We start from the raw sequence: 24,858 nt of genomic DNA on the forward strand, positions 1-24,858 counted from the left end.
TGTCACCTCGTCGTGCGCCGGAGGTGGTGGGCGATCGTCTCCACGTGTGGGGAGTCCAGCATCGCGAAGTGGTGGCCGTCGACCGGCACCACCTCCAGGGCATCGCAGAACTCGTCCCAGCCAAGAGCGCTGTCCGCTCGGTCGAACCATCGGTAGGGCGCTCCGGCCGGAGGTGCCTGGGTGGCCCGGTAGAGCACAGCGCGGCCCGCGCGGCGCGGCGGCTGGTAGCGCTTCACCGCGAGTGCCTCGATGTGGAAGGTCCGCTGGCTGTGCAGGATCGCTGGCGCGACCTCCGGTGCGACCACCCCGGCATCGGTGATCGCCTGGGCGAGCATGGCGGCCTGGCTGACGTCGTCGCTTGCCAGCATTTCCCGATAAGGCAAGGAGATCGGTTCGCCGTAGATCGTGCCCAAAGTCTCGGCGAGGTGCCGCAGGTCGGGCTCGTCCATGCCTGTCTTCGGGCCGATCGGGTTGATGGAGTCGATCATCGCGACAAGGCCCACCTCGTGCCCCAGTGCCTCCAGCCGGTCAGCGACCTCGTAGGCGAGGAAGCCGCCGAAAGACCACCCCACCAACCGATACGGGCCGGTCGGCCGCAAACGCAGCACGTGTTCCACGTAGTGCTCGGCCCGGTCGGCGATGCTGGTGACCCCGTCGACGCGGTCGAAGCCGAAAGCGGGCACAGCAGGATCGAGCAAGCCGACCAGGCGCCGGTAGACCCAGCTGTCACCGCCGCCGGGGTGGAAGAAGAACACCGGGTTCCCCGAGCCCTGGCGCAGTACCCGAACCGTGTCGTGCGAGCCGTTGTGCTCGCGCACCAAGGCCGCTGTCTCCTGGATCGTGGTCACCTCAGCATCCAGCACCAGACCACAGCGTTGGGCCATCAGCGTTGCGAGAGCTTCTCGTTGTGCGGCGTCGCCCGGGAACGGCGTGGTCACGCCGCACCTGGTTGCGAGTACTTCCTCCCAGAGCGCCGCGACCATGCGTTCGGCGTCGTCACGCGGGGGCACGAGCGCCCCGGTCGGTGACGTGGGTGCCGCCTCTTGCGGCACTGGTAGGCCGAGCTGGTCGGCTACCAGTGCGTTGAGGTCTGCCAGCGTCGCGCCGCGCAGTAGCCGCGAGATCGCCGGCGCCACACCGAAATCGTGCTGCACGGCGTTGCGGACGCGGATCGCCAGCAGTGAGTCCAGACCGGCGCTGACCAACGCGACTGCGGGGGACAGGTGCTCGGTAGCGACCCCCATGAGACCCGCGACCCGTTGGTGCAGCTGGGAGAACACCATCCGGGCGGCACGGTCGGGATCGGTGGGCAACGAGGCGACACCGGTCCACAGCGCTCCAGAGGCGGAGTTCGGCCCGCGCGCGCCCATCTCGGAGAAGAAGGGGACGGAACGCAGCTCCGGGTGCGCGGCGAGCAAGGCGTCGAAGTCGAGCTTCATGACCCCGGTGGACGTGCGCCCGGAGCAGGCGAGCGCACCGAGCGAGCCCAGCCCCTCGGCCGGAGTGATCGGTTCGACTGCGGTCAGCGTGAGTTCGGCCGCCTTGCCGACCTCAGCCCAAGCGCCCCACTGGACGGTGGCACCGGGCAGCCCCTTGCCGTGCCGCCACCCGGCCAGCGCGTCGAGGTAGGCGTTGGCCGCCGCGTACGCGGGTTCGCCGGGCCACCCGATCAGCGCCGACAGGGAGGAGAAGCCGAGCCACCAGTCCAGCTCGACGGCTTCGGTCGCGCGGTGCAGCAGCCAGCCGCCCGTTGCCTTGGGGGACCACACCCGGTCCAGCTTGCCGATGTCGAGCCGGGCGGTGAGTTCGGGCTCCATCACGGCCGCCGCGTGCACCACACCCCGTGGCACAGAGCCGGAACCGGCGGCGGCGAGCAGCCGCTCGGCGGTGCCGGGCTCGGCCAGGTCGCCAGTGATGACCTCGACCAGGACGCCGTCGCCGCGCATCGCGTCGAGCACAGCCTCGACCACCGGGGTCGGCGCGCTGCGGCCGTTGAGCACCACCTTGGCCGCTCCGTTGTCGGCCAGCCAACGCGCGATGGTGAGGCCGAGCCCGCCGAGCCCACCGGTCACCACGTAGCCGCCGTCGGAGCGGACGGGCGGCTGCCATGACGCGCGGTCGAGTCCGGAGACCTGGCGCAGCCGAGCGGCGTAGCGCTTGCCGTCGCGCCAGGCGACCTCGTCGTCGGGAGCGTCGGCGGCCAGTTCGGTGACGAGGTTCGTCGCGGCCGAGTCCGAGGGCAGGTCCAGCCAGGTGGCCGACATCTCCGGGTGTTCGTAGGCGAGCACCCGGACCAGTCCCCGCAGCGCCGCCGGGCCGGGATCGCGCGCGGTGCCGTTCACCGAAGCCGCATCGAAGGTCAGCAGCCACAACCTGATCCGCTCCTCCGCGATCGCAGGGGTCACCGTGACCGCCCCCAGCACGAGCCGTTCAGCTCGCCTGGGGCAACCAGGCTCCGCGTCGCCCGTCGCGGCCAGAACCACCTGCGGGGCGAGCTGACCGGAGACAACGGAGGGATCGTCGAGTACGGCGCGCATGCTCAGCTCGGTGACGCGATGCCCACCCGCACGGAGCGCCGCGACCACCTCGGCGTGGCGCGGCGAGCTGGGGTCCTCTGAAACCAGAAGCACTGCACTGGCGTCCACAGTGGACTCGGAGGTCGGGAACGGTACCCACGCGACTTCGGTCAGATGTGCGGCAACGGACGCGGGTACTTCCCAGCGTCGGATGCGGCGGACGAACAGGTCATCGACGTCGACCAGCGGTCGGCCGTCGTGCGCCAGCAGTCGCGCCGATCCGGTCCGTCCCGCGTCACCGGGAGCGCCTTCGAGCCGGATCCGGCACACCACCGACTCGCCGGGAAGCTCGTGCACGCGCACCCGGCCGACGCTCATCGGCAGGTAGAAGTCGTTGTCGTCGTCGGCTTCCAGAGCCGCACCGAGGACCTGGAGACAGCTGTCGAGCAGTGCCGGATGCACCAGGAACAGCGGATGACGTCCGGCGAGAGAGGGCAGCTCGACCATCGCGACGACGTCGTTGTCCGTGCGGGTGACCGACTGGATGCCCGCGAAGGCCGGGCCGTGCCACTGCCCGGCCCGGCGCAGCCGGGCGTAGACCTCGGCCGGTTCCACGGGAACACCCGTACCCAGTGGGCGAGGCCCGCTCTTCGGGGAGCCCTCGGCCGGCTCCGCCCTGACCGTGGCGTGACAGGTCCATCGTCCTTGCGCGGTGCGGGAATGGATCTCGACCTGAGCGTCGCGGAACACCGTGGTGACCGCGACGTGCTCGGTGAGCAGCAGTGGCTCGCGCAGAACGAGTTCGCGCAAGGCGATCCGTTCGACCGGGGCGCGCAGCGCGATGGACGCGGCGTTGAGGGCCATCTCCACGTACCCGGTGGTGGGCAGCAGCGGGTGACCGCCTGCCCTGTGGTCGGCCAGCCAGGGGAGCCGGGCGAGGCCGAGGTCGCTCTGCCACACCTGCCGATCATCATCCGGCAACTCGATCCGCTTGCCCAGCAAGGGATGCTCGCCGGAGTCGACGTGCGCGGGGCGGCTGGTGCCGATCCAGTGCGAGGTGTGCCGCCACACGGTGCCAGGCAGGTCGCACACCTCACCGAGGTTCTCCGCCTGGTCGGCGACTCCCGCGAGGCGCAGTCGGGCCAGCTGCCCGCGGAGCGCGACGGTCTCGTCGGCTGCACGACTGAGGGAGCTGGCCACCAGCACCTGGAACCTGCCCGCGTGCTCGGCGGTCTCCGTGATGGCGGTGGTCAGCGTCGGGTGCGCGGAGATCTCCAGGAACGCGGACAAGCCGTCCTCCAGCGCAGCCAGTACGGCCTGGGTGAAGCGAACCGGCTCCCGCAGGTTGGCCGCCCAGTAGTCGGCGGCGAAGGTCGGTCGCTCGCGCGGATCGTCCAACACCGTGGTGTAGAAGGGAATACGTGGCTCGCTGACCGTCATGTCGCCGAGCACCGTTCTGAGTGGATCGGTCAGGGGCTCCACCATCGACGAGTGCGCCGCCACGTCGACCTTGATCATCCTTGCCAGTGCGCCGTCACTCGCGACGCGGTCGACCAGGGCGGCGACCTCGTCGGTCGGCCCGACCGCGACGGTCTGCGCCGGTGCGTTGAACACCGCCGCCTCGATGCCGGGCCGATCCTCGGCGAGGCGCAGGACCTCCTGTGCGGACAGGCCCAGAACGGCCATCGCGCCGACACCGGAGATCGTGGCCAGCAGCCGGGACCGCTCGGTCACGATCCGCAGTCCCTGGTCGACCGGTACGGCTCCCGCGATGACGGCGGCCGCTACCTCGCCGAAGGAATGCCCGATCACGGCGGCCGGGCGAACTCCCTCGGCGAGGTGGAAACGGCCGAGCGCGACCTGGAGTCCGAAGAGGACGGGCTGGACGCGGTCGATCGAGTTCTGCGACGCACCAGTGGAGATCTCCTCGAGGAGCGAGAAACCCGCGTGGTTCCGGAAGAGCGGGTCGAGCTCCGCGACGGCCTCGGTGAAGGCGGGCTCGTCGGCCAGCAGCTGTTGCCCCATCCCCGCCCACTGGCCGCCCTGACCGGGGAACACCCAGACCAGTCCACTCGGCACGGAGTCCTTGGGCGACAACGACGACACAGTGCTCCCGCGCGCCACGGCCCGCAGCTCGGAGACAAGGTCGGCGTGGTCCCGCGCCGCGACCGCCACGCGGGCTGAGCCGGCGGCGCGCCTGCACAAGGTGGTCGCGATGTCCTCCTGGCGGGTCGCCGCTCCGGGACCGGCGATCCAGTCGGCGAGCACGCCCGCCTGCTCGCGCAAGCGTTGCTCACTGGCGGCGGTGATCAGGTGCTCGTGGACCGGTCGCGACCTCGAGCGCGGCTGACTCTCGGCGGCCTGTTCAAGGACCACGTGCGCGTTGGTGCCGCCGAAGCCGAAGGCCGACACGGCGGCGATGGAGGGACGGCCCACCGATGGCCATGCGGTGGAGCGCGCCGTCACCGCCAAGCCCAACTCCGCGAAAGGAATGTGCGGGTTCGGTCGTCGGTGGTGCAAGCTCGCGGGAATTGTCTTGTTCCGCAACGCCAGCACGACCTTGATGAGCCCGGCGACCCCCGCCGCCGCCTCCAGGTGCCCGAGGTTGGTCTTGACCGAGCCGAGCAGCAACGGCCGATCGGCGCAGCGCCCCGCGCCGTAAACCGCACCGAGCGCCTTGGCCTCGATGGGGTCTCCCAGCGGGGTCCCCGTGCCGTGCGCCTCGACGTAGTCGACCTGGGCCGGAGACACACCGGCGTCCACGCAGGCCGCGCGCACCAAGTCCTGCTGCGCCTGCGGGTTCGGCGCGGTCAGACCGTTGGACCTGCCGTCCTGGTTCACCGCGGAGCCGCGGATGACCGCGAGCACGCGGTCACGGTCGCGCACGGCGTCCGACAGCAGCTTGAGGACCACTACGCCGGCACCCTCACCGCGGACGATCCCGTCCGCGTCGGCGTCGAATGCCGCGCAACGGCCGCTGGGCGAGAGGATGCCCATGCGGGCGAAGTTCGCGGTGACGCCAGGCCCCAGCAACAGGTTGACCCCACCCGCGAGCGCGAGCGTGCTTTCCCCGTCGCGCAGGCTGCGCACGGCCATGTGCACGGACACCAGGGACGAGGAGCAGGCCGTGTCCACCGCCATGCTGGGACCGCGGAGGTCCAGGGCGTAGGACAGTCGGTTCGCCGTGATGCTCAGCGCCGCACCGGTTCCGGTCCAGGCGTCCACGCACGCGATGTCGCTGAGCGTCAGCTGTCCGTAGTCGGTGCCTGAGACCCCGACGAAGACACCCGTCCGCGAGCCGCGCAGCCCTTCCGGCGAGATCGCGGCGTGCTCCAACGCCTCCCACGCGGTCTCCAGCAACAAGCGCTGCTGGGGGTCCATCGCGGCAGCCTCATCGGGGCTGATCGAGAAGAACTCGGCGTCGAACCCGGTGATGTCCTCAAGCACCCCGGCGGCGCGAGGAATCCTCGCCAGGGCGTCGAGTTCTCGCGGCGAGCCGCTCACGAAGGAGCTCCAGCGGTCGGGGGGAATCTCGCCGACGGCGTCGGTTCCGCCCGCAAGAGCCCGCCAGAACTCGTCAGGTCCGCTGAGCCCACCGGGCAGGCGACAGCCGACACCGACGACGGCGATGGGCTCTCCCGCCGGTTCGCCGATCTCCTCCTCGGCGACCTCGGCCAAGGGCTCTGCGGTGACGGCCGCGCTCACCGCGGTGATCGAGGCATGGTCCCACAACAGGGTCGCCGACAGCGGCTGCTCCAGCAGGTCCTCGAGTTCGCCCACGAGCTGGAGGGCCTCCCTCGACGACAGGCCGTACTCCTGGAAAGGACGGTCGGGATCGACGCGCTCCGTAGTGAGCCCGACGAGGTCGGCGACGCGACCTGTCAGCCACGCGGAGAGTTCTCGCTGGTTCACCAGTCGTAACGCCCGTTCAGGTAAGCGTCGCGGGTCTTGGCGCGCGAGACCTTGCCGCTGGAGGTGCGGACCACCGTACCCGGCCTGGCGATCACCACGTCGTGCGGACGGAGCTCGTGCACGGCGGATATCGCCCGCCGCACCGCCGCGACGATCTCGGAGTTCTCGCCCCGGCCGCATTCGGCGACCACCACGACCGCCTCCCGGTCGTCGACGACAACACTGAAAGCGGCGACGCGGTCGCGGCTGACGAGCGGGTGCGCGTCCTGGGTGGTGGCTTCGATGTCCTGCGGGTAGTGGTTGCGGCCGTCGAGGATGATCAGGTCCTTGGCCCGACCGGTGATGTAGAGCTCGCCATCCACGACCGCGCCGAGGTCGCCGGTGCGCAGCCAGGGCCCGTGCGGCAGCTCGGCGGGCGCGTCCACGAGCTCTCCGGCGAAGGTCCGCGCCGACTCCTCGGGTGCGTTCCAGTAGCCACTGGCCACGTGCGGACCGTGCACCCACAGCTCGCCGACCGTCCCGTCCTGCAGCACGCGACGCGTGGCCGGATCGACCACCTGGACGTGCTGTCCGACCGGCCGCCCGACCGAGACGAGCGTGACCGTCCCGCCCGCGGCGGGCACGGCCCGGCCGCCACCGAGCGCCTCCCGGTCGAACGCGGTGGTCCTCGGGGTCGAGCCGAGCGGACTCGCGGAGACGAACACGGTCGCCTCCGCCAGCCCGTAGGACGGACGATGTGCTTGTGGCGCAAGACCTCGCGGGCCGAACGCGGCGTCGAAGGCCGCGATGGCCGCCGGCCGGATCGGCTCACTGCCGTTGATCATCACGCGGACGCCGTCGAGGTTCAGCGTGGCCCGGTCCCGTTCCCCGACGCGCGAGGCGGTGTACTCGAAGGCGAAGTTCGGGGCGGCGGTGAACGTGTTCGGGTGCTGGTCGAGCATGCGCAGCCAGCTCATCGGGCGGCGGATGAAGGTGAACGGGGAGGTGAACACCGACCGCGCGCCGAGCAGCACGGGGATCACGATCAACACCATGAGTCCCATGTCGTGGAAGAAGGGAATCCATCCCGCGCAGGTGTAGGAGGAGTCGACGCCGTAAGCGGCGCAGACCTGCCTGGCGTTGGCCACGGCCGCGCCGTGGGTGATGACCGCGCCGGTCGGGCGCCTCGTGGATCCGGAGCTGTACTGGAGGTACGCGGCGTCGGAGAGGGACAGCCGCGGTGGCGCGAACTCCTCGGCCAGCGCCAGGTCGAGGTCGTCGACCAGGAGAACCTGGTTCGGTCGTGGGACCGAGGAGGTGCCGGGCAACTCCTGCAACCGGGGCTCGGCCTGGCTGGTGGTCAGCCACACCTGGGGTGCGCAGTCGCTCAGCGCCGCGACGAGCCGGTCGTTGTGCGCGGTCGCCTCGGGGGCGAACAGGGGGACCGCGACCACCCCGGCGGCGAGCGCGCCGAGGAAGGCGACGACGTAGTCCAGGTCCTGCGTGATCAGGATCGCCGCTCGCTCACCCGGGCTGGTGACCCGCAGGATCGCGACCGCGGTCGCCCGCACCCGGAGCGTGAGCTCGGACCAGGACAGCGTGGACTCGGTCGGTTCGAGCCCGCCGGCGTAGTCGACACAGGTGAACGCCGGACGATCGTCACCAGCGCGAGCGGAGAGCAGATCCACCAACGACCTGGACCCCGACCAGTCGACATCGACGCGATCGGAGAGTCCGCAGTGCACAGTCCTCAAGGGCGGGCCTTTCAGCGAAGCGAAGGTAGTTGACGCAAACTACGGCTTCCGCGCCGCTTTCCGGAATCACGACCGTCGATTGCGAGGGATTCTCGCATGATGGCTAAAGGCTCATCGTCCGCCGTGGCTCGGCCTATCACGTGCGGTCGCATCGATTTCGGACCTGCCGAATCGAGTGGTATTCGCGTATGCGCTAAAGCGGGCGTGTCGAGAAATTCCCATTGTGATCATGATGGTGTCCTCGTCGCCTCGCCCGGGGCGTGGTACTGCCGTTCCGTCAGGACAACCGGTGCCGTCGGCACCGTCATGCCGAAACGTCGGCAGCACGTGCGGGCCGAGGTTGTGAGCACACTGATTCGGGCGGTTGACGTCAAAGATTGGCCGAGTCAAGGTTTCGATTGGTACATTCTCACTCAGCGGCCGGGTGGGCGCACTAGTGGTCCGGAACGATCCGGGTTTGGTTGTTCGAGTTGGTGTTCGTGCGAACTACGGAGCGCCCGTGCTGCCTTTCGAGTCGTTCTCGTACCCATTGTTCGGCCTGAACTACGCGACCGACCCGACCGCCACGGTCGCGTCCTTCCTGGACGCCCCCGATCCGCGCCGGCGCGGCCACAAGGGCTTGTACGTGCACGTGCCGTTCTGCGACTGCAGCAAGAGATTGCAAGAGCACTGCCCGACGTGCTTGAGGAAGCCGCCAAATCGATTCGCTCGGGGACGTGGGAGCGGCGCTCGCGGACGGGAAGACCGAGAGGGTGGCCGAGCTGTACGGCTCGCTTGACCTATTCGTCGCATCCATGCACAGGATGCGTGTTCATGCGACAGACCATAGCTGGGCACGTTCACGAACCACGTCGTCCTTAGTCACGAGGAGTTCGTCCACGAGCGTCGGGCCGCTCGTCGGCGGACGTAGATCTTGAAAGTGCTGGGCGATCACCAGAGCTTGAGTTCGCCGGTTCCAAAGGGAACCCAGGTGAGGGTGTGGCTGTGGTCCGGTGTGCCTGATCGGCTGATCGTCACGGCAGATCCCTTCGGCACAACGGCGACCAGGCGGGTGCCCGGGTCGTAGGGGGCGCGCTCGGCCCACCGGGACTGCACGCTGGTGACCCGCGGCGGGGAGTCTCCGATCGTGACCGCCGCGGACAACGTCGGAGCCGGGGCGTCGCCGATCACGTCTGCCGCGGACAGGATGTGGCCGACGAGGAAGCCGTCGGTCTCGGCGGTACAGACGCGGCTGGTGTCCTCGCCCAGGTCGAACTCCACCGACCGGTGCGCGAGCACCACCCGGCCGTTCACCTCCAGATCGTTGAGCACCAGGTTCGGCCGGGCGACGGTGACCACCGCGGACATCGCGTACACGGCGGAGCCCTCCGCCCCGGTGACGGTGACGGTGACCACGAGGGTGAAGGCGGTGTCGTGGTGCAGTGGCGGGGATTTCCAGTAGTGGCTGCCGGTCACGTCGGCCGGATCGCCGTCCTGGTATCGGATCTCGTACTCCGCCTCCGGGGGTGTGTCGCCACGCCAGCGCAACTCCGCCGACCGTCCACTGTCGACGAGGATGTGCTCCGGCCGGAAATCGCCCACCGTGAACCCGGAGGGGACCTTCGCCAGCGGGAACTCGGTGCCCGACTCGGCATCATCGGTCAGCTCGCCGACGGTGAGCGTGCTGGTACCGACCGCGTCGTTGACCTCGATGTTGCTCAGTGTCACCTCCACCTCACCGCCGGGCGGGATCGGCCTGAGGCGCTTGGGGGACAACAGGAACGCGCCCGGTCGATTGTCGTCGCGCTCGATCCGCCAGTTCGTGGAGTCGCTGACCGACATGCCGACACTGCCCGAGTTGACCGTCAGGTCGTCGGACCCGTTGCCAACCGGGAACGCGAAGACCGCCTCCTCCAGCCACACCGGCGTCCCCGTGTGGTTGGTGACGTAGATCGTCAGATCGCCCGGTTTGGCGACCTGGAGCGGCTCGGGCGCGCTCCGGACCTCGTAGGTCAGCACGGTGTCCACGTCAGCCCCAGGCCAGCCCGGCGCCGAGGTGGATGTCCGAGCTGGGACTGGACTCCAGCTCGTACTCCTCCAGGACCTCGCCGCTGGCCACGTCGACCCGGAGCACCACGGGCACCGGCCCTGGCGAGCGCAGTGTCGTGACGTGCAGGTGCTCGCCGTCCGGTGAGAGCGCGAGCCAGGTCAGCTTGCCGTCGAGCTGGATGTCGCGCACCGCCGTGGCGGTCGCGGCATTGGCGATCCTGATCGCGGGACCGGTGTCGGTGGCGAAGAGCAGCTGACTGTCCGGGGAGGCCGCGACCGCTCTGGCGTCCTGTCCGATGCGCAGTGAACGCGACGAACCGGTGGCGCTGTTCACTGAAAGCAGGTAGCCGTTGGTCCCGTCTCGGGAGATCACGCCGAGGTAGCGGCCGTCCGGGGTGATCGCGATCGCCTCCGGGCCGATGTCGCCGTCGAAGTCGCGGGTCTTCGTGCCGGTTGCGGTGTCCACCACGGCGATGGTGCCGCTGCCCTTGCACGGGACGTAGGCGATGGAGCCGTCCGGGGACACCGCGACGTCGCTGGGGTCGCTTCCGACGGCCGCGGTTCTGGTCGCGTCCGTCGTGAGGTCCACAAGGGACACACTGTTCCCGCTGAGGTTGGCGATGTAGGCGGAGAGCCCGTCCGGCGAGCCGGTGACGCCGTACGGGGTGCGGCCGACCTCGACCGCGCGGATGGCTCCGCTGGTGATGTCGACGATGTAGAGCTCACCGGGGGAGTTCTCGAAACTGGGCACGAGCGCCTGGAAGCCGTCGGGAGAGATCGCCGCGCCGCCGAGGTATGAACCCAGGCCGATCTGGCGCACCAGCTGGCCGTTGTCCGCGCCGAGCACCCACAGCGTGCCGTCGGTTTCGTTGGCCGCGGCGACCAGTGCGCGGTAGGGCCAGCGGTCGCGCAGCAGCCGGCTGCCGGAGGTGACGCGGTGCCGGTCCACGTCGCAGTCGACGAACTCCCTGCCACCAAGGGGAATGAGACTGCCGTTGCTCGTCGCCGGGAAACTGAACGCTGCGGTCACGCCGTCGTTGATCGCGGGGTCGGGGAAGGCGGAGTTCTGCCAGTAGTCGGCGATCGTGCCCTCGTCGAGGATCTCGTTGAACTCCAGGTCGTAGTTCAGGCAGTTGCGTCCACGGAAGAGGTAGACCGTGCCGTCCGGCGCGGGCAGCCCGGCGTCAATGCCCTGGGTGAACTCCGGGCGGTCGCGCAGCCCGGGGAACTTGTTGACGATCGGCACCGGGCTCGCACCGCCGACCGGCTCATTGGCCCGCACGTCGTAGAGCACGCAGTTGCCGCCCTTGAACAGGTACACCCGCGCGGTGCCCGTGCCGCAGGCCGCGTCGATCCCGAGGCGAAAGGCAGCAGGCAACTGGGGCCACAGCTCGCCGAGCGAGGTGCCGCGCACAGGTGGCGCGGTCGCCGCAGCTTCGTGCTCGACGACCCAGCCCCCTCGGGTCATGTAGACGGTGGCGGGTCCGGCCCCGCTGTCTGGGATGGCGAAGGCAGCGTCGATCCCGGTCGGCATGGTCATGGTGGAACTCCTTGCTGGGTAAGGGAATCAGACCTCGCGCAGCGGGCCGCTGCCGAACGGGAACCAGGTCAGTGAGGCGGTGAAGCCGCTGTCCCCGGTCTGGGCGACGTTCACCGCGGAGCCCTTGGGCACCGGGACGAGCAGGCTCGCCTCCTGGTTGTCCCCGCCGCCGCGGGCGTCCCAGGACTGGACCGCGAAGCGCTGCCGCCGCAGACCCGGCGGGGTGACGCCGACGGTGAGGTAGGCCGGTTTGTCCGCCTCGGTCGTCTTGATGTAGCCGCTGATCACGCCGTCGGTGTCGGCGAGGTAGGTGGCGGTGAGGGGCTCGGTGCCGCCGCCGATCTCCTGCACCTGGCCGAACAGCCGCACCGTCCCATTGACGTCGAGGTGGCCGACGTCCAGGTCCGGCACGTCCACGGTGACCGCGGTGGTCAGCCCGTAGCTGGTGTCGGCGGTGGTGGCCAGCAGCATGAATGCGGTCGCGGTGTGCAGCGGCGGCGAGACCCACTCCCCGTTGCCGTGGTCGATGTAGTCGTTGACCACGACCTGCTCGGAGCCGTAGAACAGCGTGAAGTCCGGTCCCTCGGTGCACTTCCAGGTCAATGTGACGGTCTCGCCGTTGCCCACCGCGGCCCGGTCGGGGCGGAAGTCCTCCAGCACGGCGCGCACTGCGGTCTTGGGCAACCTGGTCGTGCGGGCGATCGCCGTGTGCGTGCGGGTGCCTATGCGAAGGGTGTGGCCGACCTCGACCGAGGTGGTGCCCGGTGCCGCGCCGACGTCGATCCCGTCGAGGGTGATCGTGAGCTCCGCGCCGGGGCCGAGTTCGGCGGCGTCCGTGGGAGTGGCCTCGAAGACACCGTCACCGCGGTGGGCAACGGCCCAGCGGGCGTCGGTGCCGGCCCGGATCGCCTCCGGTGCGGTGGTGAGCGCGTCGGGGCCCGGGCCCACCGGGACGGTGAGTGTGATCGCCTCGCAGGTGACCGGCTCGGCCCCGGTGTTGCGCACGGTCACCTGCACCGCGGCGTCGTCCTGTCCCGCCGGCAGCGGCGTGGGGCTGGTGCGGACGGTGTAGTGCAGTGTCATTCCAGGCTCCCCGGGATCTCGCCGAGCGCGTTGGACAGCTGGAGGAAACCCGTGCGGGCGACGGGTGTGGTGTCGGTGAGCGCCAACGCCGGGTCGGGGGTGGCCAGCGGGCGGGTCGCCCACTCGCCGTCCGGAGCCGGTTCGGCCAGCGACCATTCGCCGCGCCAGCCGGACGGACCGGGCATCACCACGTGCTCGGTGGGCTCCCCGTCGCGGTCGGGGACGCCCCGGCTGCCCGCGAGCAGCGGACCCACCCGGAAGGACAACTTGATGCGCGCCAACGGGTCCCGCACCCAGGTCGGGGGCAGCCGCAGCTCGCCGACGGGCAGGATGTCGGTCACCGCGTGCACCGAGGCCCACGGGTCGGCCAGCAGCGTCGCCCACGCCGAGCCGTCCTCGTCCGCCGCCCTGCCGGTGGGCCGGGCGGTCAGCGCGAACTCGGTGCCGGTGATCGGCGTGGTGTACCCGGAGCCGCTGGCCTGCTCGGCGGGAACGGTGTACAGGCGACGGTAGTCGGTTCCGGCGAAGAAGCCCGCGAGGCCGTCCCGGAGCATGTCCGCCGCGCCGAGCCGGACGTTCCACGCGTAGTCGGTGAACTCCGGTGGGGGCGGGGTGATCAGGTCGTTCCACCGGCCGGAGCTGATCGGCGGCCCGTCCAGCTCGATGCGCAACCTGGTGCGCAGCAACGCCATCGGGCGGCCGACGAGCGCGGCGAGCGTGTGGTCGTCACCGCCGGGCGCTGTCGTGCCCATCGATACGTCCACAGTGGACAGAAACTCGGTGAACGCCGTCTCTCCGCCCGCGACGAGCTCGGTGGCGAAGCCGTGCAGGTGCGGCAGCTCCTCCGCGAACCGCTCGTCGTCCAGTTCCGGGTAGGGCGAGCCGGGCAGCGGGTCCCAGTCGGCCACCCGCCGGTGCGCGGTGTCGAGCACGATCCGGATCTCCCCGAGTCCGCGCCCGTCAGGGGCGTGCACGAGCAGGGATCCGGTGAGGTGGTTGGCCAGCAGCCAGCCGCAGACCGGCGTGGCCCCGCCAGCCGCGCCGGGACCGGCCTCCACGTCGATCAGCTCGGCGTCGTCGAGCCCGGAGACGAAGTCCAGCCGCAGCCGCGCGGGCTGGATCAGTCGTGGCGGAAGCTCCACCCACCGCAGCGGATCGGTCCCGCCGACGGTGCGGTTCGGGGTGACGCTCTCGGCCCGCTGAGGCGGCTTCTGCGTGACGTTGTCCGCGTCGATCACCGCGAGGGAGCGGCCGAAGCGGTCGACGACGTAGACCTCCTCGAAGACGAACTGGGCGGCGCGAACCGGGTGGAACTCCCGCCCGTCGTCACCGGCAGTGGTAGGCCCCGGGTCAGGGACCGAGCTGAGCACGACGCGGGAGTCGCGCGTGTCGACCAGCTCGGTCAGCTCGCCTTCCGGGGTCAGCTTCGTGGCCGGGGTGTTGCGCCCGAGCCACCGGTTCACGCCGTTGAGCGGTTGGGACAACAGGTCCCAGTCGTCGGCCTGCTCGCGCAGCGACAGCAGCGCGGCGACCGGCCCGCGCGGGTGGGTGCGGGCGTGCTGGAGGAGCCGGGCTCGGGTGTTGAAGCCCGGCAACGGGTTGAGCAGGCTGCGCCCGGTGACCGAGGTCGGGTCGATCACCGCGTTCTCGCCCGACCAGGTGTAGTGAGTGCCGTCGAAGTCCCAGTTCGCGGTTCCTTCGGTGCTGAACGGTGTCGGATGGCAGTTGATCCGCCACACCAGCAACAACGGCGACCACGGCTGCTGCCACTGCACGGTGAACCGCGCGAGGGTTCCGGTGACGTTGCCCGGATTGGCGATGGCTTCTTCCAGAGCTCCGGCGACCGCCGCGTGGTCAAGCAGGTAGAACTCGTCGAGCAACGCCCGCAGCACCACCTGTTCCGGCAGGTTGGTCAGGGGCGGCGCGGGCACGGGCGTCGGCGGGGTCACGATGTTCTCGCCCACGCGGATGCCGGTGACGATCTCCTCCCGCTCCCGGCAGGGCAACGCCTTCTCATCGGTGAGCGGGCGGTCGAGCTTCGCGCCCCGGATCACGATCGACGGATCGGGCACGCGCTGGAACGGCGGCTCCGCGCAGCGTTGCAGCTCCCGGCCCTCGGTGAGACCTTCGCGCCGCGCGTAGGTAGAGACCTCGGTCGCCAGCTCCTCGGCGGTGTCTCCCCACGGCACGCGCGAGCGCAAACCGTTGTCACCGAACAGAAGCGCGAGGTCCTGGTCGACCGCGTGCGCGACGGTTCCCTCGATGTCGGGTTTCAGCTGCTCGTCGCACAGGTCGTCCCAGCCGCTCGGCCGGTTGCGCTGGCCACGCAGCCACCACAGCCCGTAGAGGCGGCGTTGCCCGGCGGCGAGATCGCGGCTGGCGGCGTCGAACTCGGCCTGAGCCCGGTTCAGCTCGCCCAGCCAGGTCCGCTCGCGCTCCGCCTCCTCCGGGCTCAGCGGCGGCCAGTCACCGGGGCGGTCCACGATCCGCCAGGTGTAGCCGCCCTGCTCGGCGGTGAACCAGGTCCGGTGGGTGGCCTGGTCGAGCGCAGCCTCCCCGTCCTCGTCCAGGACGTCGAGCAGGTCGTAGCGCAGCGCCTCCCACAGCAACGCCGTCTCCGGGTCGTCGAGCAGGGCCTCCTCCAGGCCGGTCTCGGCGTCGGGGGACACGTGCCCCACGGCCAGGTCCACGTCACGGACCAAGGGCTTGCGGTCCTGTTCGGGGCGGTTGCCGTCGACGTCCCACGCGAGATTCAACGCGGTGCCGTAGTACAGCGACCGCGTCGGCCGTGCGGTGGCGTCGGTGGTGGCCCAGCGCAGCGAGTCCAGCAGCTCGCGCACGTCGCCGCCGGACGGGCTGTGCAGCACATCCCACGTCGGATCGGAGTACCAACCGACGACCAGGTAGCTCAGCAGCGCCGGGCCGTCGAGATCGGTCAGCGGGTCGTGCAGCGAGAACACGTCCTCGTTGTAGGGCTGGAAGACCGCGAAGGTCGGCAGCCCGGGGCCGATCGCGGTCAGGAACGGCTCATAACCGGTGCGCTCGGTCCACTCGCCGTCGGTGAGGTTGTGATTGCGGCCGATCCAGATCGGCTCCACTCCCGGTTGGCGCGGGTCAAGGAACGGCGTCGTCGCGTCCATGTCCAGGAAGTCGCTGTCCACGACCCAGCCGACCGACGCGGGCACCTGGTCCGGCCGGTCCGCGGGACGGCTGTAGCGCACGACCAGCCAGCGGTTGGGCACCAGCGGGAACTCCACCCGCCCCGCGGGCCCGTCCTGCCGCCCCCGGCGCAGCGCGTCCGGCAACAGCCAGTGCAGGTACACGCCGTTGTTGTCTTCGTCGTCCTCGAAGGGGTCCTGGTAGAGCGGGTCCGGCTCCGGCGGGTAGCGGCGGTCCAGCCGGGCGAGGTCGGGCTGCCATCGGCGGATCGGCTCGTTGACGCGCACGCGGTGGTTGACCAGGAACGCCTCGACCTGGACGGGAACGATCAGCGGCATCGCCGTGGTCCTCACTGCTCGGGGGTGAAGGAGATGCGTTGCGGGGCGTTGACCATCTGCACCGCGAGCGCGGCCGGGCTCAGGTCCTCGCCCTCGTCGAGCTGGTCCGCCACCCGCAGTGCCTCGGCCATCGCGGGGACCAGCGCGGTGACGTCGAGCAGCTCCGGTGTGCCGTTCGCGAAGACCGGGCGCAGGAACCGCCCGAAGCCCTCGCCGTCGGCGGGGAAGTTCTGTCCCAGCGGGGCGCCGACCTCGCCGACCAGGCGGCGCAGCCCGATCCGGTCGTCCTCGTCCAGTCCGAAGTGGATCCCCTGGTGCGGCTCGCGGAACACGACCTCGTCGGGAACTCCGGCGAACAGGCACAGCAGCACGTCGGAGCCGATCACCTGACGCCGCACGATCTCCAGCAGCTCACCGCCCGCGGTGAACGGCTCGACGATGAGCCCGGGCCAGCCGCGCACCAGTGTCGACCGCATCAGCATCCCGGAAAGCCGTTGCTCGTCAACGGAAATCCGCTCACGCAGCACCGCGTTGAGCGCGGCGTCCACCGAGGTGCTGACCCCCGCGCTGAGCACTCCGTCCAGCAACGCCGAGCACCACGACGGGTCGACGTGGAAGAAGCGCAGGCTCTCCGGCGGCAGCATCCGCGCGTCGGGGACCAGGTGGCTCAACGGCGTGGCGCCGAGCAACCGGACCTGATCAGCAGCGGTGACCAACGGCTCGACCTGCTCGGCCAGCTGCTGCCCGAGAACTCCCTTGTCCAGCACACTGTTCCGCAACGCCGGCACACCGGGCGGCCGAGGCACCCCGCCACGCCTGGGGCGCAACCGCGCGCGGGTCTGGTTGTCCGCCACCGCCGTCACGGTGATCGCCGTGTGCAGCCGCGAGCCGAGGCCATCGGCCAGCAACGCGTGGAACCGGTCGCGGGCGGGATGCTCCGACAGCAACGCCGACGCCTCGGCGGCACGGCCCGAACGCGTCGGCTCCTCGGCGCGCAGCAGCGCCCGCCCCACGATCCGCCGGGCACGGCCACGGAAGGCCGTCAGCGCGGCCGACAACGTCGGATCGGACAACGCCAGCGACCGGCCGAGCGTGAACGCGCTCGCGTAGCTGACATCGAAGACCCCGACATCGGTGAGGTAGACCAGAGCCTCGTCGGCGTGCTCGTAGTGCTCGCCCGGTTTCGGCGGGGTCTGCGCGACCGACGGCGTGAAAGGCCCGCGGTACCAAGCAAAAGTGCATTCGCCCGACACCAGTCCGTAGGCGACGGGAACGTACCCGAGCGCCAGTCGCTCGGCGCCCAACCGCGCCTGCGACACCGGATTCAGGCGCAGCCCGAGCCCAGCCGGGTCCTCGGCGAGGTCACGGACCAGCGCCGAAAAGTGACCGCGCGCGTCCGGAACCGCCTCGAACGACCACGCGGCCAACGACACCATCCGCACGGTCGCATCAGACGACGGGGGCGTGGACAGGTAGGGCGCGAAGCCCTCCAGCGACACCAGGTGCGCGGCATAGCGGCCCGCCGTGCGCGGGAAGCGGTTGGCCACGACCACCGAGAAGTCCCCGACCTCCAGCTCCTCCCTCGCCGGGCCACGCACCCGCGCCGCCTGCCAGTCCTTGACCTTGCGCACGTGGGCCAGGTGCGGCAGCTCGGACAGGCCCGGGACGACGGCGGCGAAGACATCGCCCGGCACGTCGATCGTGGCGCAGTCGCTCTCGTGCAGCTCCGGCGGAACCTCGTCGAGCCCGATGTCCGGCACGAGCACTCCGCGCTCCGTCGTACCGAGCAGCTCCTTCACGGTCCGGCTCCGCACGTGTCCCTGTGCCTTGGTGTCCTCCGGCAGCTCACCCTCGGCGAAGACCAGCAGCGCCATCCACGGCAGGCCCGGCGAGTTCACCACCAGCGCCCGTTCCCACGGCAGGATCAGCCGCCGCAGGGTGATGTGCGGCAGGACGTACTCGAACGCCCCGCTCGCACCGGGCACGGGGTGCACCGCCTGCACGAACGAGCCGTCCAGGGTGAACTGCGGCGCGCGGATCTCGAAGTTCTGCCGCGCGGTGGGAAAGGAGTCGGAGCCGACCTCGCCGCCGGAGACCGTGTGGTCCAGGACCAGCTCGTAGAGCCCGGCGGGGGCCGCGGGCACGTGGTCGTCGCGGAAGGTGACCTGGAAACGGGGCTGTGTCATGTCGGGTTCCCTCGCGGTCGCTCAGAGCGTCATCGGCTCGGCGGTGAACAGGGCCTGGGCGCGCGTGGCGAAACCGGGCAGCCGGTCGTTGGCGGCGGCGGGGGCGACACCGAACGTGCCCAGCTCGGCGTAGAGCGCGTCGCGGGCGGCAACGGTCGACTCCGCGATCCCGGCGGCGATCACGCCGATCGTGCCCGGCTCCCCCGGCCGCGGAAGGGGGCCGGTCGCCTCGTCGCCGGGGGTGATCGGCAGGCTCGGCGCGGGGTCGAGCAGGTCGACGCCGAGCGCGACGTCGTCGGTCTCCCGGGCCGTTCCGTGTTCCGCCGGCGGCGGCACGACGATCTTCATCCCGGTGACCTGGTCCTCGACCAGCGGCGGCGCCTCAGTGCCCTCCTGATCCGGATCACCCTTGCCCCACAATGCTTCCGGCACGTTGGCGGTGACCGCCTCCAGCGTCCAGCCGTTGGCTTCGAGGTCGAAGTCGTTGTCGTCGCCGAGCTTGATGCGGAGGGTGTGCGCGGAGGTCAGCCCGATCTCGCCCATCGGCCGCACGTCCAGCGGCTTGCCGCCCTCGACCAGGGTCCCGCCCGCCTCGGCGGTGGACGCGGGGACCGCGGTGAAGGTGGAGAAGGAGAACCCCGCCGCCGACACCACCCACCGGTCGTCCCCGGCGCGGGCGCGGCGGGCCTTGACGTCCTCGTCCTCGGGCAGGATGCCGGTCAGCGGTGTGATCCGCAGCAGCTCCTCGCGCGCGGGTAGCTGCTCCTGGACATCGCTCCACAACACCTGATCCGGCTCGTTGTCCCTGTCCGCACCGAAGGAGACGTCGAAGTCGATGCACCACAGGTGCACCGTGGCGATGCCGCCGACGGGCGGTCCCCACAGGTCGAGGTCGACACCGACCTCGCCGCTGACGGTGAACAGCCACAGGTCCACCGAGAACCCGATCCGCACACCGATTCCCAACCGGAAGTGGAAGGGCTTCCACTGGATCAGCGCGTCCAGCCGGGCGATCAGCCACGCGTCGACGATGCCGGAGTGGAAGGCCACCTCCAGCCGCCCGCCGACCATGAACGCCGAGGGCGTGAGCGCGCAGTACGCCTCGCCCCGCACCGTGACGCAGTTGGAAATGCCCCACGTGTAGCCCAGCCGCGGCACCACCGGGTAGTGGTCCGGCGCGTCGAAGTCACGGTGGTAGCCACCGAGGGAGAAGACGAAGTCGCCCTCGTGCGCCCCGGAGAACCAGGTGCGGTAGGCCAGCCCGCCGCGCAGGCGGCACTCCGGGTCCAGCACGAAGGACTCCGGGGTCAGCTCGGCGGCCAGGGCGAGCATGCCGTCGGCGGAGGTGTAGAGCGCCTGCATGGCCAGCTGCACGCGGGCGTAGGTCGGCCCGGACCCACGTCGCACCGGGAAGGACGCGGTGGCCAGGCCGAGCAGCGCGGCGGTGAAGTCCTCCCCGAACTCCACCATGGCCAGGACCTGGGCGTCGACGAGCTGGAAGACGGTGAAGTCCACGCCGAGCGCGAACCAGATCTGCCCGAGCGCGGGCGTCAGCCACGGCGCCTGGCCGCCCGCGCCGTCGAGCAGGTCGTCGAGCACCTCCAGCGGCGGCCGTTCGGTGTGCCCGCCGAGCTCGCCGACCAGCGGGAAGTACGGCGTCTCGGCGGGCGCCGGGACCCGCACGGAGCTGTTGTAGCCGAAGCCCGCGGCGATGCCCCGCACCTGGAACGGCGGCGGGCCGATGCCCCGCTTTCCCGCGAGCACCCCGTAGAGGAACAGCGACGGGTACCCGCCCTCGGCCCGCGCGTAGGCGCCAAGCACCTTGACGCTGACGACCTGGGCCTCGATCACGGCCATGCCCGCGAACAGCATGTCGTACGGCGGGTCCGCCTGTTTGGCCAGGAACGCGCCGCCGATGCGGATCGGTTTGCGGTCGAAGCTCAGCCCGAGCCCGCTGAGCGTGGGGCGGAAACTCCAGTCGCCCTCACCCAGGGTGATCGCGAAGCCGAGCTCGGCGGCGCTGAGCTCGATCCCGCCCGCGTCGAGGGTCGCCCCCACGGTGATCCGCGCCGTTCCGTCCTCATAGGACAGTCCGATCTCGTAGAGCCGCAGCGGCCCGAACTCCACCTGGAGCGCGATGCTGGCCACGGCGGGCACGTCCTCGGCCTCGGCCGTGGTCTCGGTGCGGGGCGGCGGTGTCGGCGGCTTCTGACGGCGGCGAATCGGGTACACCAGCCCGTAGGTCCGCTCCACCCCGGCGACCGCGACGGTGGCCGCGACGGAGGCCCCCGCGGTCAGCGCTCGCACCGGCAGCCCGAGCTGCACGTTCACCTCGGCCAGCAACTCGTTGAGCGCCTTGACCTTCCGCACCGTCATCGCCGCCGACAGGTGGAACGCCTGAAGCCCGCCGAAGATCAGGTCCTCCTCCAGCGGCACGTGGTCGCCGACGGTCGGCAGGTCGCTGAGCCCGGTGGAGGCCACGCCCTCCAGCAGGACCATCCGCAACCGCGGCCCGGCCACCCCGGTGCCCGCCTTCTGCGGCAGGGAGGCGAAGGCCAGCGCCACGTACTCGGTCTTGGCGGCGAAGACGAACGCCTTCTTCCGCTTGGCGTAGACGAACCCCACGGAGGTCAGCACCGGGACCAGCTCCGGCGGCAGGTCCGCGGGCGGGCTGTCCAGCGCGTGCGCGATGTCGTCCCAGGACACGCCGTCCTCGGACTCCCAGATCCCGGACAGCGTCCCCTCACCGTAGGTGGCGGAGAACTCCATCTCCTTCTGCTCTCCGTCGGCGCCCGCGAACTTCAGCACGAGCGCCGCCGTGAGCACGCCGCCTGCCATCGCCGTGAGCACCAGGTGCGGCGCGAAGGAGTCCTCCTCGCCGGAGTCCTCCTCCGAGGCGGGCAGGGTGAAGTCCAGGCTCACCCCGCTCACGACGTTCAAGGCGTCGACGGTGAAGGACATCTCGATCGGGCAGGGCCCCTCGACCACGGTGAACGAGAAGATGCCCTGCACACTGAGCGAGCCTGTGTCGGCGATCGTGGACCGCACGGTCAGGTCGGCCGAGCCGAGCCAGGTCGCCAGAAGCTCGCCGACACCGGGAATCTCCCGAAGCTCTTCCAACGGCAGCCGGAAGTCCTCACCGTCTTGGGGAAAGAGGTCGAGCAGTTCCTGCAATGAGAGCGCCATCGGTTCTCCCTCGAAGGTGGCCGGAGTGAATGGCGACAACGACAGAGAACGCAAGCTGTCGGCAAGGGCGAGCCTAGAGCGGTCAGTACTGAGGCATCCATACCCGATTTGTGGGCCCTTTTCCGGCATCGAGCGACCGCGACACCGCTTCTGGCTGATTGACGTCACGGGCCGTTGAGCTGGGCCTTTAAGGGAACTGGCGGCGTCTCGGCGACGGCTTATCGGGTGAAAGCCGCGAAGGTGAATAATACGTGAGAAGGGTGCCCCTGCGGAGATCGCGGCAAATTAACTGGGTAACTTTCGGCGACTTGGCCACTGTTATCAGAAAAGCACATGCACAGTGAAGGAGCTTTCATGCATTTTCGGCCCCGTCCCAACCGGCCAGGCTTTCAGCGGTCGGTCACCTCGGAGGAGAGCCGCTCGATCTGCCACCGTGTCCTCGGCGCCGACGCCACGCCAGCCACCGAACTAGGCGCCACTATGGTTCACCGGCGCCTACCGCGCAGGCAACGTAGGACAGGTCGGTGATCCTGAACGAACGAGTAGTGCCACCGAAGGTCGTAAGCCCGTTGACTTTCACCCAGCCAGACGACCCTCGCGCTGGACTGGAACCCCAACACCGCCAAGGCGCATCAGAATCAGCGGCGATGCAGAACTTGGACGGGCTACCGTCGAGTCAGGACAGACCCGCTCCCACGTGGAAACAACCCCACGGAGTTGACGATTCGTGGGGTAAGAGAGTGTCCGAGGAGCGAGTTGCACACTATCCACCCGACTTGCCCTGCCACCTCCGGCTGATACAAGCCGCCGCTGAGCAATACACGTCAGGCGGTTCCGCTGCTGCTCTGTATGACGCGCTCCAAGGTTTGCCTACGGGGTTACTCCTGTGCTTCTAGCTGTTGCCGGATTCGTTGAACGTCACCTGCCCGATTCTGCGCCTCGTACAGCTCACATGCTCGTTGCCACGCCTCACGAGCCCGGGCTATGTCAACGAGGGCGAAAGCGTCACCGAGACGATCGAGCACTCCGGCTTCAGCGGAGGTGTCACCGAGCGCCTGGTACAGCGCCAGAGCTTGCTGGTAGTGGTGCACAGCCCGGTCGGTGTCGCCGGTGTGGTGGGCGATGTAGCCCAGGCTGGTCAAGGTTTTCGCCTCACCGCTGCGGCTTTCGTTAGCCCGGCATCGCGCGAGCGCTTCGGTGCATTGCTCGCGGGCGCGGGCGTAGTCGCCGAGCTTCGCCGTGTACCAACCGACTTCGTTGAGCGCGTGCGAGCCGCTGATGGGAACGCCAAGCTCTTCGTACAGTCGCAATGCAGCGCGCGAGTGCTCCAGGGCACGCTGGTCGTTTCCCTGGTGCTCCCAGGCCACCGCAAGAGCGCGATGGGTGTGTGCCTGCCCGAGAACATCTCCGTCGAGCTCGGCCCCCGCGAGACCTTCCTGCAAGTGGGTGAGGGCTTCCGCATGCCGCCCGAGTTGTGCGCAGGCCCGGCCGAGGTGCCGGTGCGATCGAGTCCGGGTGTGCGGGTCGTTGAGGTGCTTGGAGGCTTCCGCGCCGACCTTCCACGCCGTGTGGTTGTCGTGCAGATGCCCTTGCCGCAAGTGGAACGTCGTCAAGGTCCATGCCAGCTGCCACACCTCGCTGTGCCACCGCTTCCGGGCCGCCAGGGCCTGGATGTCCATCAGGTTGGCGCGCTCGGCGTCGAACCACGCCCATGCCGCCCCCTTGTCCGGGAGCGGATGCGGCGAACAGCCCGCTTCGAGCTTCCTGAGTTCAATCGGCGCATGGTGCGGAGCGATCAAGAGATCCGCCGCATGTGCGGTGTGGCAGCAGAAGTCGACCAGACGGATCAACGCCCGGTCGATCTCACCTTGGGACTGGTCCAGGTTTGCCTGCTCGGTCGCGTACAACCGCACGAGGTCGTGCATCCGGTAGCGGCCCGTAACATGCTGCTGCACCAGCGAGATCCGTTCCAAGGCCTGAAGTATCGACGAGGCCTTGCCCTTCGGGAAACCCATGAGATTGGCAGCCGCGGTCAGGCTGATGTCCGAGCCCGGCGCCAGCCCCAGCATCCCGAACATCATGGCTTGCTCCGGCGCCAATGCGCGGTAGGACCAGGACAGCACGGCATTCAGACCTGTGCTCGGCTCACCCACGTCCAGCGCACCGAGCCGGGAAGAGGCGTCACGCAGCTCCGCGGCCAGCTCCGCCAGTGGAATGTGTGGACGCAATGTCGCCCGTCCGGCGACAATGCTCAGCGCCAGCGGCAAGCCCGCGCACCACCGCACCAGTTCAGCCACAGCTGATGGCTCGGCCGTCAACCGCTCCGGGCCCAGCCGGAGCGACAGCAGCTCACGCGAGTCCTCCTCGCTGAGGACATCGACGGTGATGGGCCGGGCGCTGTGCCTGGTGACCAAGCCTGCCAGCTGGTCCCGGCTCGTAACCACCACCGTGCACGACGCAGACCCGGGCAACAGCGGGGCAACCTGCTCGCTGTCCCGGGCATTGTCCAGCACGATCAACATTCGGCGCTCTGCCACCAGAGTCCGATACAACCCGGACTGCGCACTCTCCTCCGCCGGAATGTGCTCCGGGGCTATCCCCAGGGCATCCAAGAAGCCTCGGATGGCCTCACGCGGCTCCATCGGCTGTTCAGTGGGATCGAAGCCCCGCAAGTCGACGAAGAGCTGTCCGTCCGGGAACCGGTCCATATGCTGATGCGCCCAGTGCAGTGCTAGCCACGTCTTGCCGATCCCACCCGCACCACCGAGAGCGGAGATCACCACCGTCGTGCCCTGCTGGGCTCCGATGTCAAACGCGTTGGTCAGCACGGCCAGTTCGGCGCTGCGGCCGGTGAACTGCCCGGATGTCGCCGGAAGCTGCCGCGGCACAACCGGCGCGCGGCCGGGGCTGTGGAAGCTGAGCCCGCCCTCGATCCGACCGGCCTGGACAACGTGGCCCGTCACGGTGCTGGCTATCTCGTTGTGGAGCTCCGGTTTCCCCGCCATGAAGATCAGTCTGCCCGACGGAGTAGCAAGAACACATCGAGACTCCTTAACGCACATCACTTGACACCAGCGACAGCGCTATCGTTACCCCCACATCTGGGTCCGCCAAAAGGGGCGCACTGGAAATATTCGTCGCGGACGCCAGCACAGTCGAGCAATGCGGATTCCTATT

9 protein-coding genes are annotated in these 24,858 nt (G+C 69.9%); all 9 read right to left on the bottom strand.

The genetic code is table 11. The features are described from left to right. Positions 1-2 precede the first annotated feature (2 nt). The 9 genes from BLT28_RS04545 to BLT28_RS04585 all read right to left on the bottom strand — a co-directional run bounded on the left by BLT28_RS04545 (position 3) and on the right by BLT28_RS04585 (position 24,686). The gene (locus BLT28_RS04545; protein WP_043812353.1) at positions 3-6,428 is read right to left on the bottom strand and encodes a type I polyketide synthase; all 6,426 of its coding nucleotides are present in this window, start codon (positions 6,426-6,428) and stop codon (positions 3-5) included. Continuing rightward, the gene (locus tag BLT28_RS04550) at positions 6,425-8,152 is read right to left on the bottom strand and encodes a fatty acyl-AMP ligase (RefSeq protein ID WP_197684062.1); all 1,728 of its coding nucleotides are present in this window, start codon (positions 8,150-8,152) and stop codon (positions 6,425-6,427) included. The genes BLT28_RS04545 and BLT28_RS04550 overlap by 4 nt, the downstream gene beginning before the upstream one ends. Before the next feature lie 939 nt (positions 8,153-9,091). Continuing rightward, complete coding sequence (locus BLT28_RS04555; RefSeq protein ID WP_030430703.1) at positions 9,092-10,168, bottom strand: hypothetical protein; 1,077 nt, start codon at positions 10,166-10,168, stop codon at positions 9,092-9,094. Between the two features lies 1 nt (position 10,169). Next, positions 10,170-11,729: a hypothetical protein gene (locus BLT28_RS04560; RefSeq protein WP_052407541.1), complete on the bottom strand. Its 1,560-nt coding sequence runs from the start codon at positions 11,727-11,729 to the stop codon at positions 10,170-10,172. A 27-nt stretch (positions 11,730-11,756) separates the two neighbouring features. Continuing rightward, the gene (locus BLT28_RS04565) at positions 11,757-12,812 is read right to left on the bottom strand and encodes a hypothetical protein (protein WP_030430701.1); all 1,056 of its coding nucleotides are present in this window, start codon (positions 12,810-12,812) and stop codon (positions 11,757-11,759) included. After that, a complete protein-coding gene (locus BLT28_RS04570) occupies positions 12,809-16,309 on the bottom strand; it encodes a hypothetical protein (RefSeq protein ID WP_030430700.1) in 3,501 nt (1,166 codons plus the stop codon). The genes BLT28_RS04565 and BLT28_RS04570 overlap by 4 nt, the downstream gene beginning before the upstream one ends. Positions 16,310-16,320: 11 nt before the next feature. Then, complete coding sequence (locus tag BLT28_RS04575; protein WP_030430699.1) at positions 16,321-18,495, bottom strand: hypothetical protein; 2,175 nt, start codon at positions 18,493-18,495, stop codon at positions 16,321-16,323. 21 nt (positions 18,496-18,516) lie between these two features. Beyond that, positions 18,517-21,681: a DUF6603 domain-containing protein gene (locus BLT28_RS04580; protein ID WP_052407540.1), complete on the bottom strand. Its 3,165-nt coding sequence runs from the start codon at positions 21,679-21,681 to the stop codon at positions 18,517-18,519. Between the two features lie 878 nt (positions 21,682-22,559). Then, the gene (locus tag BLT28_RS04585; RefSeq protein ID WP_052407539.1) at positions 22,560-24,686 is read right to left on the bottom strand and encodes an ATP-binding protein; all 2,127 of its coding nucleotides are present in this window, start codon (positions 24,684-24,686) and stop codon (positions 22,560-22,562) included. Positions 24,687-24,858 lie beyond the last annotated feature (172 nt).

This window comes from Allokutzneria albata (assembly GCF_900103775.1).
Lineage (GTDB): Bacteria > Actinomycetota > Actinomycetes > Mycobacteriales > Pseudonocardiaceae > Allokutzneria > Allokutzneria albata.